This window comes from Xanthomonas sp. CFBP 8152 (genome assembly GCF_014199025.1).
Classification (GTDB): domain Bacteria; phylum Pseudomonadota; class Gammaproteobacteria; order Xanthomonadales; family Xanthomonadaceae; genus Xanthomonas; species Xanthomonas arboricola_B.
The window spans coordinates 328,455-341,779 of sequence record NZ_JACHNO010000001.1; the positions used below are offsets into that span (position 1 = coordinate 328,455).

At 63.7% G+C, this 13,325-nt stretch carries 12 protein-coding genes; 6 read left to right on the forward strand and 6 right to left on the reverse strand.

The annotated features are described in order from the left end of the window. The first annotated feature begins 34 nt into the window (after positions 1–34). From rfbA to rfbD, 3 genes are read left to right on the forward strand one after another with little or no spacing between them, the layout of a single operon-like run. Positions 35–922: a glucose-1-phosphate thymidylyltransferase RfbA gene (gene rfbA, locus FHT09_RS01495; RefSeq protein ID WP_104605901.1), complete on the forward strand. Its 888-nt coding sequence runs from the start codon at positions 35–37 to the stop codon at positions 920–922. After that, complete coding sequence (gene rfbC / locus FHT09_RS01500; RefSeq protein WP_104605900.1) at positions 919–1,476, forward strand: dTDP-4-dehydrorhamnose 3,5-epimerase; 558 nt, start codon at positions 919–921, stop codon at positions 1,474–1,476. Before rfbA ends, rfbC begins: the two co-directional genes overlap by 4 nt. Continuing rightward, a complete protein-coding gene (gene rfbD, locus FHT09_RS01505) occupies positions 1,473–2,381 on the forward strand; it encodes a dTDP-4-dehydrorhamnose reductase (protein WP_104605899.1) in 909 nt (302 codons plus the stop codon). Before rfbC ends, rfbD begins: the two co-directional genes overlap by 4 nt. 115 nt (positions 2,382–2,496) lie before the next feature. On the opposite strand, the gene FHT09_RS01510 is transcribed toward rfbD, so the two are convergent. Both FHT09_RS01510 and FHT09_RS01515 read right to left on the reverse strand, forming a co-directional pair. Then, positions 2,497–3,900 (reverse strand): mannose-1-phosphate guanylyltransferase/mannose-6-phosphate isomerase, encoded by a 1,404-nt coding sequence (locus tag FHT09_RS01510; RefSeq protein WP_104605898.1) that lies wholly within the window; start codon positions 3,898–3,900, stop codon positions 2,497–2,499. A 48-nt stretch (positions 3,901–3,948) separates the two neighbouring features. Next, complete coding sequence (locus FHT09_RS01515; RefSeq protein ID WP_104605897.1) at positions 3,949–5,295, reverse strand: phosphomannomutase; 1,347 nt, start codon at positions 5,293–5,295, stop codon at positions 3,949–3,951. A gap of 134 nt (positions 5,296–5,429) precedes the next feature. On the opposite strand from FHT09_RS01515, the gene FHT09_RS01520 reads away from it, so the two are divergent. Both FHT09_RS01520 and FHT09_RS01525 read left to right on the forward strand, forming a co-directional pair. Beyond that, positions 5,430–6,161: a CoA transferase subunit A gene (locus tag FHT09_RS01520; protein WP_184416823.1), complete on the forward strand. Its 732-nt coding sequence runs from the start codon at positions 5,430–5,432 to the stop codon at positions 6,159–6,161. Continuing rightward, the gene (locus FHT09_RS01525) at positions 6,161–6,802 is read left to right on the forward strand and encodes a CoA transferase subunit B (protein ID WP_184416825.1); all 642 of its coding nucleotides are present in this window, start codon (positions 6,161–6,163) and stop codon (positions 6,800–6,802) included. Before FHT09_RS01520 ends, FHT09_RS01525 begins: the two co-directional genes overlap by 1 nt. Before the next feature lie 25 nt (positions 6,803–6,827). Here FHT09_RS01525 and FHT09_RS01530 read toward each other — a convergent pair whose 3' ends face one another. Together FHT09_RS01530 and FHT09_RS01535 are read right to left on the reverse strand one after the other, a co-directional pair. Continuing rightward, positions 6,828–8,894, reverse strand: a complete 2,067-nt coding sequence (locus tag FHT09_RS01530) for a glycoside hydrolase family 99-like domain-containing protein (protein WP_181141292.1) — start codon at positions 8,892–8,894, stop codon at positions 6,828–6,830. Between the two features lie 17 nt (positions 8,895–8,911). Further along, positions 8,912–10,561, reverse strand: coding sequence for an electron transfer flavoprotein-ubiquinone oxidoreductase (locus tag FHT09_RS01535; protein WP_104605895.1), 1,650 nt, complete (start codon positions 10,559–10,561; stop codon positions 8,912–8,914). 127 nt (positions 10,562–10,688) lie between these two features. On the opposite strand from FHT09_RS01535, the gene FHT09_RS01540 reads away from it, so the two are divergent. Beyond that, positions 10,689–11,288 carry an alpha-ketoglutarate-dependent dioxygenase AlkB gene (locus FHT09_RS01540; RefSeq protein WP_104605894.1) on the forward strand — a complete coding sequence of 200 codons (600 nt, stop codon included), beginning with the start codon at positions 10,689–10,691 and terminating at the stop codon, positions 11,286–11,288. A gap of 468 nt (positions 11,289–11,756) precedes the next feature. Here FHT09_RS01540 and FHT09_RS01545 read toward each other — a convergent pair whose 3' ends face one another. Together FHT09_RS01545 and FHT09_RS01550 are read right to left on the reverse strand one after the other, a co-directional pair. Further along, the gene (locus tag FHT09_RS01545) at positions 11,757–12,401 is read right to left on the reverse strand and encodes an ABC-type transport auxiliary lipoprotein family protein (protein ID WP_104605893.1); all 645 of its coding nucleotides are present in this window, start codon (positions 12,399–12,401) and stop codon (positions 11,757–11,759) included. Then, positions 12,398–13,324 (reverse strand): MlaD family protein, encoded by a 927-nt coding sequence (locus FHT09_RS01550; protein WP_016903957.1) that lies wholly within the window; start codon positions 13,322–13,324, stop codon positions 12,398–12,400. The genes FHT09_RS01545 and FHT09_RS01550 overlap by 4 nt, the downstream gene beginning before the upstream one ends. Position 13,325 lies beyond the last annotated feature (1 nt).

Genomic DNA, 13,325 nt, shown 5'->3' on the forward strand with positions numbered 1-13,325 from the left:
CATGCGTGTGCGGGCCTCCAACAGGACATACCCGATGACACAACGTAAAGGCATCATTCTGGCGGGCGGCTCGGGCACGCGCCTGTACCCGATCACCAAGGGCGTCAGCAAGCAGCTGCTGCCGGTGTACGACAAGCCGATGATCTATTATCCGCTGAGCGTGCTGATGCTCGCGGGGATTCGCGACATTCTGATCATCAACACGCCGCACGAGCAGGCGCTGTTCCAGTCGCTACTGGGCGACGGTTCCCAGTGGGGCGTCAATATCCAGTATGCCGTGCAGCCCAGCCCGGACGGTCTGGCGCAGGCCTATCTGATCGGGCGCGAGTTCGTCGACGGCAAGCCGAGTTGCCTGGTGTTGGGCGACAATATTTTCCATGGGCATGGCCTGACCGACACCTTGCGTCGCGCCGATGCGCGTGAGCAGGGTGCCACTGTCTTCGGTTACTGGGTCAACGATCCCGAGCGCTACGGCGTTGCCGAATTCGATCAGCAAGGCAAGGTCATCGACATCGCCGAAAAGCCGGAAAAGCCCCGTTCCAACTACGCGGTCACCGGGCTGTATTTCTATGACGGCAAGGCCGGCGACTACGCGGCTGCCTTGAAGCCCTCGCCGCGCGGCGAGCTGGAGATCACCGATCTCAACCGCTGCTATCTCGATGCCGGCGACCTCCACCTGGAGCCTCTGGGACGCGGGTATGCCTGGCTGGATACCGGCACGCATCAGTCATTGCACGAAGCGGCCAATTTCATCGAGACCATCCAGATGCGTCAGGGCCTGCAGGTGTGCTGCCCGGAAGAAATCGCATTCAGTCAGGGCTGGATCGATGCCGAGCAGCTGGAGCGCCTGGCGGCCCCGTTGCTGAAGAATGACTATGGCAGGTATCTGCACGAATTGGCCGTACGAGGAGTAGTGCCTTGAAAGTGATCGAAACGCGTCTACCAGGTTGCGTCGTCATCGAGCCGGCGGTGTTCGGCGATGCGCGCGGCTATTTCTTCGAAACATGGAATGCCGAACGCTTCGGCCAGCACGGCTTGCCGACGCACTTCGTGCAGAGCAATGTGTCCACCTCCGCCAAGGGCGTGCTGCGCGGTCTGCACTACCAGTGGCCGCGTCCGCAGGGCAAGTTGGTCAGCGTGCTGGAGGGCGAGGTCTATGACGTCGCCGTCGATGTGCGTCACGGCTCGCCCCACTTTGGTCAATGGGCGGCGGTGGTGCTGAGCGCGGAAAACAAGAAGCAGTTCTGGATTCCGGAAGGCTTCGCGCACGGCTTTGCGGTGTTGTCCGAACGTGCAGTGTTCAGTTATCTGTGCACCGACGTCTATGTCAAGGAAGCCGATGCCGGCGTGCGCTGGGACGATGCGGCGATCGGAATCGACTGGCCGATCAGCGATCCGTTGCTGTCTGCCAAGGATGCCGACGCGCCGTTCCTGGGCGACGTAGCGGTCGATCGCTTGCCGGTGTTTACCCCGTGACCACCTTGGTCTTCGGGGCGAACGGGCAGGTCGGCACCGAGCTGCTGCGCGCACTGGCAACCGATGGTGCAGTGCAGGCCACCACGCGCAGCGGTCAGTTGCCGGACGGCAGTGCCTGCGAGGTGGCGGACTTCGACGCGCCGCAGACGCTGACGTCCTTGCTGGACCGGATCGGCCCGACCCGCGTCGTCAATGCCGCCGCCTACACCGCAGTGGATCGCGCCGAGCAGGACTGCGACGGTGCATTGCGTGCCAATGCGACGTCGCCCGGCATCATCGCGGCATGGTGTGCATCCAACAATGTGCCGTTGGTGCACTATTCGACCGACTACGTCTTCGACGGTCAGGGCACCGCGCCGTATCCGGAGGATGCGCGCACCTCGCCGCTGGGCGTGTATGGCCAGACCAAGCTTGCTGGCGAGGAGGCGATCCGCGCTTCGGGCGCACAGCATCTGATCCTGCGCACGGCCTGGGTGTACGCCTCGCACGGCGCGAATTTCCTGCGCACCATGTTGCGTGTCGGTGCCGAGCGCGAGGAACTGCGGGTGGTGGCCGATCAGGTCGGAACGCCGACACCCGCCGCCCTGATTGCCGAAGTCACCGCGCAGTTGCTGCGCCAACGCAGGCCCGACACCTCGGGTACCTGGCACCTCACGGCTGCAGGGCAGACCAGCTGGCATGGCTTTGCCGAGGCGATCTTCCAGGAAGCTGTCAGCGCAGGCCTGCTGGCGCGCGCACCGCGCGTGGTGCCGATCACGACCGCCGACTACCCGACGCCCGCAAAGCGGCCGGCATATTCGCGGCTGTCGATCGACAAACTGCAGCGTGATTTCGACATCGTGTTGCCGGACTGGCAGATCGGCCTGCAGCGCGTGATTGCCGAAATCGCCGCTACCAGACAGTAAATCCGCGACCCTGGTCGGTGGCGATATTTCCACCGACCAAGGGATGCCGCAAAAACAAACAGCCGGGAATTCCCGGCTGTTTGTGTATGTGTTGCAGAGTCCTGAAAGCGACCGATCAGGTCCGCCCGTAGGTGTCTTCGAAACGCACGATGTCGTCTTCGCCCAGATAGCTGCCGGACTGCACTTCGATCAGTTCCAGCGGCAATTTGCCCGGGTTTTTGAGGCGATGGGTGACGCCCAGCGGGATGTAGGTACTCTGGTTTTCGGTCAGCAGCAGCACTTCTTCGCCGCGGGTGACCTCGGCAGTGCCGCTCACCACGATCCAGTGCTCGGCGCGATGGTGGTGCATTTGCAGGCTGAGCGTGGCGCCCGGCTTGACGGTGATACGCTTGACCTGGAAACGCTGGCCCATGTCGATCGAATCGTAGGCGCCCCACGGACGATAGACCTTGCGGTGCCAGGTGGCCTCGGAACGTCCGGCCGATTTGATCTGGCTGACCACTTCCTTGACCTCCTGGATGCGGTCGCGGTGTCCGACCAATACCGCGTCGTCGGTTTCCACCACCACCACATTCTCCAGACCGACCATGGCGATCAGGCGCGAGCCGTACGCATAGGTGTTCTGGCAGTCCAGCTGGATGACATCGCCATGGTGCGCATTGCCCTGGGCGTCCTGCTCGGAGACGTCCAGCAGCGACGACCACGAACCGACATCGTTCCAGCCGGCATCCAGCGGCACCACCACCGCATCGGCGGTCTTCTCCATCACTGCATAATCGATCGAATCTGACGGACTGGAGGCAAATGCATCCTTGTCCAGACGGGTAAAGTCGGCGTCGCGCTTGCCGCCTTCCCATGCCTTCTGGCACGCATCGGCGATGGCGGGCTGGAACTTGCGTAGCTCCTCCAGGTAGCGCGAGGCACGGAACAGGAACATGCCGCTGTTCCAGTAATACTCGCCGCTGGCCAGATAGCCTTGCGCGGTAGCCAGGTCGGGCTTTTCGACAAAGCGCTCGACGGCGCTGACGCCCGTACCCGCGCTTGCCTTGATATAGCCGTAGCCGGTTTCTGGCGCGGTGGGCTTGATGCCGAAGGTAACCAGCTTGCCTTGTTCGGCCGCAGTCGCAGCCAAGGTGACCGCGGCCTGGAATGCCGCTTCATCCTGAATCACGTGGTCGGACGGCAGCACCAGCAACAGCGGGTCGCTGCCGTTGCGCGTCGCTTCCAGTGCAGCAACGGCGATGGCAGGTGCGGTATTACGCCCCTTGGGCTCAAGCAGGATGGCCGACGGTTTCACGCCCAACTGCTGCAACTGCTCGGCGGCCATGAAGCGGTGCTCTTCGTTGGCCACCACGATGGGTGCATGCGCCGCTATCGGAGCGGAACGCAGCCAGGTGGCCTGCAGCATGCTGTGCTCGCCGACCAGCGGCAGGAACTGCTTGGGATAGGATTCGCGCGACAACGGCCACAGGCGCGTGCCGGAACCGCCGGACAGGATGATGGGAAGGACGTCGCTCATGGGCGGGGGAAACTCCAAAGTGCGTCTATAGGTGGGAGAGGGGGTGAATCAGCCGCGCAGCAGATCGGAAATTTCCTGCGTACGCGTTTCCAGCAGTGCGGCATCGCCGCGCGTTTCCACGTTCAGACGCAGTAGCGGCTCGGTGTTGGAGCTGCGCAGGTTGAAGCGCCATTGGCCGAAGTCGGCACTGATGCCGTCGGTGTAATCCAACTCCGGCGACTGGTCGCCGTAGTGATCCATCACGCGGGCAACCGCCACCTTGGCGTCGTCCACCTTGAAGTTGATCTCGCCGCTGCAGGGGAATTTCTCCATGCGCGCTTCGACCAGATCCGCCAGCGAACGACCGGACTGCGACACCAGCTCGGCGATCAACAACCACGGAATCATGCCGGAGTCGGCGTAGGCGAACTCGCGGAAATAATGGTGCGCACTCATTTCGCCGCCATACACGGCGTTTTCGCTGCGCATCTTTTCCTTGATGAAGGCATGGCCGCTCTTGCACAGCACCGGGATGCCGCCGGCGTCTTCGACCATCTCGACGGTGTTCCAGGTCAGGCGCGGGTCGTGCACGACCTTGCCACCGGGCTGCTTGGCCAGGATCGCCTGGGCCAGCAGGCCGACCAGGTAATAGCCTTCGATGAAGCGGCCGGTATGATCGAAGAAGAAGCAGCGATCGAAGTCGCCGTCCCAGGCGATGCCGAAGTCGGCGCCGTGTTCCTTGACTGCCCTGGCAGTGGCGTCGCGGTTTTCCGGCAGCAGCGGGTTGGGGATGCCGTTGGGGAAGTTGCCATCGGGTTCGTGGAAGACACGGACGAACTCGAACGGCAGCTGCGGTGCAAGCAGGTCGACGATCAGGCCGGCGCCGCCGTTGCCGGCGTTGACCACCAACTTGAGCGGCTTGAGCGTGCTGCGGTCCACGTAGCTGAGCAGATGCTCAAGATATGCGGTCTTGTCGGTGCGGCTCTGCTCGCTTGCGGTTGGCTCGCCGGGTGCAGCGGTATCGGCAGCGACGGTGTCGCGGATCGCGAACAGGCCGGTGTCGGAGCTGATCGGTCGCGCCTGCTCGCGGACCAGCTTCATGCCGTTGTAGTCCATCGGGTTATGGCTGGCAGTGACCATCACGCCGCCGGCCGCCTTGAGGTGATCGGTCTGGAAATAGACCTCCTCGGTGCCGCACAGGCCGATGTCGATCACTTCGCGGCCGCTGGCGCGCAGGCCCGCCGAGAGCGCTTCCTGCAGGCCGGGACTGGCCAGGCGCACGTCATGGCCCAAGACCACTGGCCCTTGCTCCAGCTGCGCCGCCAGTGCCACGCCGATGCGGCGCGCCAAGTCCTCGTTGAGTTCATCCGGCACGCGGCCGCGAATGTCGTAGGCCTTGAAAGCGGGTAGCGTCATGGGCAATTCCTGGGGTGGGGGATTTCCGAGTTTAGCGGCTGCGCCGTGTCTTGGGTGTGGCGGAATTGCGACCGGGGACAGGGAACAGTCAGCGGCTAGAATGGCTGCTTCACATCAGCGAGGCGAGGGCGGTGATGAGCAATGGTGGACGTGGTGCGGCAAGCGGCAAACGCTATGCCGACGCCGGTGCGGCGCTGGATGGGGTGCTGGCCGATGGCCAGACCCTGGCGGTCGGCGGCTTCGGATTGTGCGGAATCCCGGAAGCGCTGATTGCGGCAGTGCGCGAGAGCGGGGTCGGCGGATTGACCGTGATCTCCAACAATGCGGGTGTCGATGGATTCGGGCTGGGTCAATTATTGGCCACCCGGCAGATCCGCAAGATGATTTCGTCCTACGTGGGCGAGAACAAGGAATTCGAGCGGCAGTACCTGGCCGGCGAATTGGAGCTGGAATTCAACCCGCAGGGCACGCTGGCCGAGCGCCTGCGCGCGGGCGGTGCGGGAATTCCCGCGTTCTATACCGCAACCGGCTACGGCACCATCGTCGCCCAGGGCAAGGAAACCCGGCAATTCGACGGCAAGCAGTACGTGATGGAAACCGCGCTGCAGGCCGATGTCGCCCTGGTCAAGGCCTGGCGTGCGGATGCGGCCGGCAATCTGGTGTTCCGCAAGACCGCGCGCAACTTCAACCCGGCCTGCGCCATGGCCGGCCGCGTCTGCGTTGCCGAGGTCGAGGAGATCGTGGAGGTGGGCGCGATCGATCCGGATCAGGTGCATCTGCCCGGCATCTATGTCGACCGGCTGGTGCTCAACGCCTCCCCGGAAAAACGCATCGAACAGCGCACCGTGCGCGAAGGACAGCATTGATGGCCTGGACCAGAGACCAGATGGCCGCACGTGCGGCGTGCGAATTGACCGATGGCGCCTACGTCAACCTGGGCATCGGCCTGCCGACGCTGGTGGCCAATCACATTCCCGATGGCGTGGACGTCTGGCTGCAATCGGAGAACGGCCTGCTCGGCATCGGCCCGTTTCCCACCGAGGATGAGGTGGATGCGGACCTGATCAATGCCGGCAAGCAGACAGTCACCGCACGTGCCGGCGCCAGTTATTTCGGCAGCCACGACTCGTTCGCGATGATCCGCGGCGGGCACATCGATCTGGCGATTCTCGGTGCAATGCAGGTGACCGAGCGCGGCGACCTGGCCAACTGGATGGTGCCCGGCAAGATGGTCAAGGGCATGGGCGGCGCGATGGACCTGGTGGCCGGCGTCAAGCGCGTTGTCGTGCTGATGGAGCACGTCGCCAAGGACGGCAGCCACAAGATCCTGCACGAATGCGACCTGCCATTGACCGGCGTCGGCGTGGTCGATCGCATCATCACCGACCTGGCGGTATTCGATGTCACCGATGGCGGACTGGTGTTGGTAGAGGCGGCCGAGGGAGTAGAGCTGGAGGAGTTGCGCGCCAAAACCGGTGCCGCATTCGTTGTGCAAGCAGGGGACTAGTTCCGTTGCAATCGGCAAGGCGCCGTCACGGCGCCTTGCGTGCATACCGATAAGGCTCGGCCAATGGTGTTTTGGCAATGCCCAGTGTTTGTTCGATCGTGGTGACGCGATGCCCGGAATGCGTCACTGCGAGACCGATGAAGCGCTCGATCGCGTGCGCAAGGGTGCCGTCGATCTGCCCTTGTTCGCTTTCAAATTCGCTCGGATGAAGATGCGCATCCAGCAATGGGCGTAGCGCCTCCAGCCGTGCCCAGAACATGCTGCCGGAAGCAAACAAGCTATCTGCGTCCAGTGCATCCGTGCCTGTGCGAACGGCAAGATAATCCAGTGCGTCAGCATTGCCGCCGATAAAGTCGGTTACTGGTAATAGATGGCCATCAGGTGCCATGAGACCGACGGACGGATCGGTAGAGAATGCGTCCACGATCGCATCGACCCGCTGCGGCATTAGCAATGCGGCAAGCATCTCGTTCCGCCAGGCATTTCCATCATCGCGATGGGTCGATTTCTTGGTATGCAGCTTCAAAACCAGCTGCACGCCCTCATCGAGTAGCCGGTTGGCCACGTGCAGGAAAGGCAGGATGTCGCGTCCACGATTTTCAAAGCCTTCCACCTCGGCCTCGATGCCGCGCTGCTGCACGCACTTACTGACTTCTGTGACCTTGGGGAGGTCGGTCGTGATGACGATGCGCAACGGCGTTCCGCACTCAGCAATTGCATCAAGCATCTCGGTCAGTACATCAAGATACCAGGCGTGCAAGACCACGCATACGCTTGGCGGACGTGCTTCAGTTGCGATCTCGGGCACGCGCGTCAGCGCCTGTCGTGTTGCCTCCAGCCATGCGTATCCCATGCGCGCATCTGGTTCGAGTACCGCGCCTTCGGCCCACTCGTTCCATGCATTGATGAACACCATGCGCTCAGCCGGCGGCGCACCGGCGAGGCGACGTTGCAGGGTGCGCGATAGCCAGTCCCGGTAGCGACGGGGGGATGCATACAGGTAGATGCGCCCTTTTCCAGAGCGTCGTGGTTCGTTGTCCCAGCCCGGATTCACGCCCGGGTATAGCGTGTAATGGCGTAGCGGTCGCTGTTCCATGTCGCGCGCAAGTTCTCGCCAATCGAGTACCTCGCCATTGAACTCCGGGTTCACCAATCGCTGTCTGGCAGTGACCGACGCTGGCGTACTCATATTGGGAGGGAACTCGACTGCGGCATCGAATCCGATGTCGCGCGGATCGGGGCGCTCAAAACCCTGCACATAGGCCAGGTGAATTTCGCCGACCCCGTTATCGCGACACCACTTGCGCCAACGCGCTGCGGTCTGTGCGGGGTCGGGCAATAAATGTGGCCGATACACCAACAGCAACGGGCGGCCATCCACGCGCAGATACGTCGGATTACGTAGGTAAGTCGCGATATGGGCGATAAAGGCGAGGTCGTCCTCGGCGCTGTGCGACTGGTCGATCAGAATGTCATCGCCACGGCCATCCCAGCGGCGCGCCCACTTCTCGTTTGCCCAGCAGAGGCAAAAAGGCAACGTGATCGAGGTGTCTTCGTGCCATTGGGCAACCGGCATTTCCAGCAAGGTTTTACCGGCAAACCAATAGAAATAAAAGCAGAACGCGCCAAGGCCATACTCCTGTGCCAAACGTGCCTGCTCGCGCATGACCTGCGGGGTGCGAAGGTCATAGAAGCCCAGATCCGCCGGAAGGCGCGGTTGTTGATGGCCTTCAAACTGTGCGAGCGCGCGGCTGACATTGCGCCATTCGGTAAAGCCTTTGCCCCACCACGCATCGTTCTCCGGGATGGGATGAAATTGCGGCAGATAGAACGCAACCAGGGTTGCGGGAAGCGTCTCGGGCAATGCGGCAGTGCGATAAGGTACGTGGCCGATCGCCGCTTCATCACTGCGTGCTGCTGGGCGTCGCCAGATGCCGTGGGCTGCACGGCCGCGTACAGGCTCAGGTACCCAGTCGGCATGTCGGTCCAGGAACCAGCTGCGCCACCGGTCACGTGTCGCATCACTCAAAGGAACTGCACGAAACCCTGCGCGCAACAGTCCAAACAGTTGCGCGCGCACACGTGACTGCATCGAGCGTCCCGCTGTATTCACAGATTCTGGTAGTTCGGGCCCGAACCACCCTCCGGCGTGACCCAGGTGATGATCTCGTAGGGGTCCTTGATGTCGCAGGTCTTGCAGTGCACGCAGTTGGCGGCGTTGATCTGCAGGCGCTTGCCGGAGGGGCTGCCGGTGTCTGCGACCATTTCGTAGACGTTGGCCGGGCAGAAGCGGGTGCAGGGGTTGTCGTATTCCTGCACGCAGCGGGTGGCGCACACGTCGGTGTCGAGCACTTTCAGGTGCACAGGCTGGTCTTCGTCATGCTCGGTGGCGGCGAAGTAGACCGCCTGCAGGCGGTCGCGCGGGGCGAGCTCGCGCGTGCCGTAGTCACGCCTGGGTTGCTCGTAGTCGCCGATCTTGTGCAATGCCGACCAGTCGGGTTTGTTCTTCAGCGTCCATGGCGAGGCGCCCTTGAGCGCGGTTTCCCAGGCGGCGTTGAGCAGGCCGAACCACAGGCCTTTCTTGAAGCCTGGCTTGATGTTGCGCACCTGCTTCAGCTCGGTCATCGCATCGGACGCGCGCAACTTGGCATCGAAGCCTTGCGGTACCAGCTGCGATTGCACAAGATGTTCGGCGGCCAGCATGCCGCTACGGATCGCCTGATGGGTGCCCTTGATCTTGGGCACGTTGAGCAGGCCGGCGGTGTCGCCGATCAACAGGGCGCCGGGCATTTCCACCTTCGGCAGCGATTGCCAGCCGCCGGTGACGATGGCGCGCGCGCCCGCCGAGAGGATGCTGCCACCTTCCAGCAATGGCTTGATCAGCGCGTGGTTCTTCCATTGCTGGAAGGCTTCCCACGGCTGGTACATCGGGTCGCTATAGTCCAGCCCGCTCACATAGCCGAGCGCGATCTGGTTGTTGTCCAGGTGATACAGGAAGCTGCCGCCGTAGGTGCGGTTGTCGGCGGGCCAGCCGAGCGTGTGCACGATCTTGCCGGGGCTGACGCGCCCCTCGGGTACCTGCCACAGCTCCTTGATGCCGATCGAATAGCCCTGCGGGTCGGCATCGGCGGTGAGATCGAAGCGCTTGAGCAGGCGCTTGGTCAGATGCCCGCGCGCGCCTTCGGCCAGTACCGTGACCTTGGCGCGGATGTCGATGCCGGCGGTGTAGCCCGGCTTGTGCGATCCGTCCTTGGCCACGCCCATGTCGCCGATACGCACGCCGATGACCTGGTCGTTGTCGTCGTGCAGCGTCTCGGCGGCGGCAAAGCCCGGGTAGATCTCCACGCCCAGCGCTTCGGCCTGCGGCGCCAGCCAGGCGCACATTGCGCCCAGGCTGACGATGAAGTTGCCGTGGTTGCGCATGCCTGGCGGCACCACCGGGAACTTGCGCGCGCTGTCCTTGCCGAGAAACCAGAACTCGTCGTCGGTGGCGGCCACGCAGATCGGCGGCGGGTTGTCGCGCCAGCCCGGCAGCAAGGCATCCAGCGGGCCCGGCTCGATCACGGCGCCGGACAGGATATGCGCACCGATGGTGCTGGATTTTTCGATCACGCAGACGCTGATGGCCGGATCGAGCTGCTTGAGCCGGATCGCAAAGGCCAGCCCGGCCGGACCGGCGCCGACGGTGACGACGTCGTACTCCATCACGTCGCGCTCGACCGTCTCTGGCGCATGTGCGCCGACTGCTGCTTCCGACATTGCTCCGCTCCCGTTGGCTCGATGGCTGCTGCGCATTTTCCGGGATTCGAGGTGACGGCGGCAAATCGGATCGATTCATCGACGCCGCGTAGCTTCCACTCAGCAGGTGCGTGCTAGCGTTTGCTGCATGAAGATTCGGATTGCATTGCCGCAAGCAGAGATCGCCTGGTGCCGCGGTTGGTTGCCGCGCGCGCAGGCCGATGTGCTGATGCAGGCACTGCTGGCGCAGGTGCAGTGGGAGGTGCATCGCATCCGCATGTTCGGGCGAATGGTGGATCCGCCACGCTTGAGCAGTTGGATCGGCGATCCGGAGGCGAGTTATCGCTACTCGGGCACGCAGTTCGCGCCGCAGCCGTGGCTGGACGCGCTGCAGCCGGTGCGCGCACGATTGCAGGCCGAGACCGGCCGGCCGTTCAACAGCATGCTGGTCAACCGCTATCGCTCGGGCAACGATGCGATGGGCTGGCATAGCGACGACGAGCCGGAGCTGGGCGTACAGCCGCTGATTGCGTCATTGAGTCTGGGTGCGACGCGGCGGTTTGCATTCAAGCATCGCCACGATGCGGCGGTGAAGCAGACGCTGGAGCTGGCGCATGGTGATCTGCTGTTGATGGGCGGCGATACCCAGCGCCACTACAAGCATGCATTGCCGCGCACCGCAAAGCCCATCGGCGAGCGCATCAATCTGACCTTTCGTCAGATTGCGCCGCGCGTGTCCCATCCATAAGAGCGGCTAACGAAGCGTAGCGAGCGCTTGGCTGGCGGTGAGTGCAGTGTTTTTGTTGTCCACATCTTGGTGGATGCAGTCAGCAGTCCGAGTCAAACGCTGAGTGGGTCGAGTGCGCATTGCCCTCACAGCTCGCGGGACACGCCGTGAACCCGTCCCTGGGGGCTCGGTGGCGGCATCCATGCCGCCACACGGTCCCGCAATCGGTGAGGACACCGCACCAGGCAGTTTGCTGGCTGCTTTGTTGAAAGCCATGCACACCGACCATCTCGACTGGTCCTTGCCCGCCCACCGTCGCGGGACCTTATGCGGCATGGATGCCGCAGAAGAGCCTACATGGACGTACTTGCGACGTGTCCCGCGAGGGTGGGCGGGCAAGGGCCCTGCAGCCAGGCCGCAGATCAGCCGCCCCGCGGTAGACCGGCGTGAAGTGCTTTTGTTAACCGCTCTAAGATCTGTCGCCTGCGCTTACAACGAACGCGGCAGGCTCTGGCTGTCCTGCTGGCCGGTGACCAAGGTCCAGCCGACTAGTTCGGTGGTGACCTGCGTCATCGCCTGCTCGAATGCCGCTGCCACGGCAGCCGTGTCGGTGCCGCTGGACGGGCGTGCGACCAGGAAGGTGCGCGAGGCCACGACGCGCTGATCGGCGGCGTGCAGCAATTTGGCGTTGAGCTCGATGGTGGCCGAGGGCAGCGACTGGCCGGCGTAATCGGACTCGAAGCGGCGCAGGTCGATCGCCAGCTTGTAGTCGGAGCGGATGCCGGTGCCGACACGGGCGACGGCGGCGATCTTGCCGGAGTCCTCGAACGCGCGTACCACGCTGTCTTCCAGCATGTCGGTGGCCGGCTGCGCCCAGCCCGCGCCGTGATAGACCTGCAACTCGCCCGGGGTCGGGCGCACGTTGATGCGCGGGCTGTCGATCACCCGCGCGGCGCTGGGCTTGGACACCGACAGCTGCCAGCTCACCTGCGGCCAGGACGGGTTCGGCGTGATCCGCACGGTGGGCGCGTAGATGGTGGCCGGCTTCTGGTCGCCGCCGGTCAACACCGAGCAGCCGCCCAGCGCCAGCAACGAAACGCAGAACAAGGGACGCAACAGGCGCATGGCAGTCATTTCGGTTCGAACTCCTTGGGTGCGTCGCGGCCGAGCAGGTAGCGCGCAGGGTTGTTGTCCAGTTTGTCGCTGACCCGGCGCAGATCGCGGATCAGGCCGCGCAATTCGGTCAGCGTAGGCCCGAGCTGGCCCAGTCCGTCGTTGGCAAAACTATTGATGGCCGCGCGGTTTTCGCCAAGGATGTTGTCGGCGTTGCCGGCGGCCGAATCCAGCTTGACCAGGGTGGCGTCGAGCTTTTCCAGGATGCCCGGCAGCTGCTGCACCAGGTTCTGGTCCAGCCGCTTGATGGTGCCGTTGGTGGTGGTCAGGGTGGTGTCCAGATTGCGCGCGGCATCGCGCGCGCTGACGATCAACGCCTGCATGCCCTCGTCGCGATCGGCAATGCCGCCGCTGATCTTTTCCAGGTTCTGCAAGGTGGCGGTGATGCTGGCCACGTTCTTGTCCGAGAGCATCTGGTCCATGCGCTCGACGATGCGGTTGGCGGTGTCGGTGATGTTCTGCAACGCCGACGGCGTGGTCTGGATGATCGGCGCATCGCTCTTGTCGATGGTGGTCAGCGACGGTGCCTCGGGCGTGCCGCCGGAGAGCTGGATGATCGACGGGCCGGTCAGGCTGGTGATGGCCAGCTTGGCGCGGGTATCGCTCTTGATCGGCGTGGTGGAGTTCACCCGCACGTGCGCGACGACCTGGCGCGGGTCGTTCGGCGCCAGCGTCAGCTCGGTGATCGAGCCGACCGCGATGCCGTTGTATTGCACGGGGCTGCCGACGGTCAGACCGGTCACCGCCTCACGGAACACGACCCGGTATTGCTGCCAGGTACGGTCGGAGGAGTATTTCGCGGCCCATAGCCCGAACAGCAGCAGGGCCAGGCCCGCCACGATGGTGAAGGCGCCGATCAGGACGTAATTGGCTTTGGTTTCCATG

Excerpts from the sequence above, each read along its gene's own strand:
- rfbA (WP_104605901.1), top strand. The coding sequence starts at position 35 with ATGACACAACGTAAAGGCATCATTCTGGCGGGCGGCTCGGGCACGCGC.
- FHT09_RS01510 (WP_104605898.1), bottom strand. The coding sequence starts at position 3,900 with ATGAGCGACGTCCTTCCCATCATCCTGTCCGGCGGTTCCGGCACGCGC.
- FHT09_RS01515 (WP_104605897.1), bottom strand. The coding sequence starts at position 5,295 with ATGACGCTACCCGCTTTCAAGGCCTACGACATTCGCGGCCGCGTGCCG.
- FHT09_RS01520 (WP_184416823.1), top strand. The coding sequence starts at position 5,430 with ATGAGCAATGGTGGACGTGGTGCGGCAAGCGGCAAACGCTATGCCGAC.
- FHT09_RS01525 (WP_184416825.1), top strand. The coding sequence starts at position 6,161 with ATGGCCTGGACCAGAGACCAGATGGCCGCACGTGCGGCGTGCGAATTG.
- FHT09_RS01530 (WP_181141292.1), bottom strand. The coding sequence starts at position 8,894 with ATGCAGTCACGTGTGCGCGCGCAACTGTTTGGACTGTTGCGCGCAGGG.
- FHT09_RS01535 (WP_104605895.1), bottom strand. The coding sequence starts at position 10,561 with ATGTCGGAAGCAGCAGTCGGCGCACATGCGCCAGAGACGGTCGAGCGC.
- FHT09_RS01540 (WP_104605894.1), top strand. The coding sequence starts at position 10,689 with ATGAAGATTCGGATTGCATTGCCGCAAGCAGAGATCGCCTGGTGCCGC.
- FHT09_RS01545 (WP_104605893.1), bottom strand. The coding sequence starts at position 12,401 with ATGACTGCCATGCGCCTGTTGCGTCCCTTGTTCTGCGTTTCGTTGCTG.
- FHT09_RS01550 (WP_016903957.1), bottom strand. The coding sequence starts at position 13,324 with ATGGAAACCAAAGCCAATTACGTCCTGATCGGCGCCTTCACCATCGTG.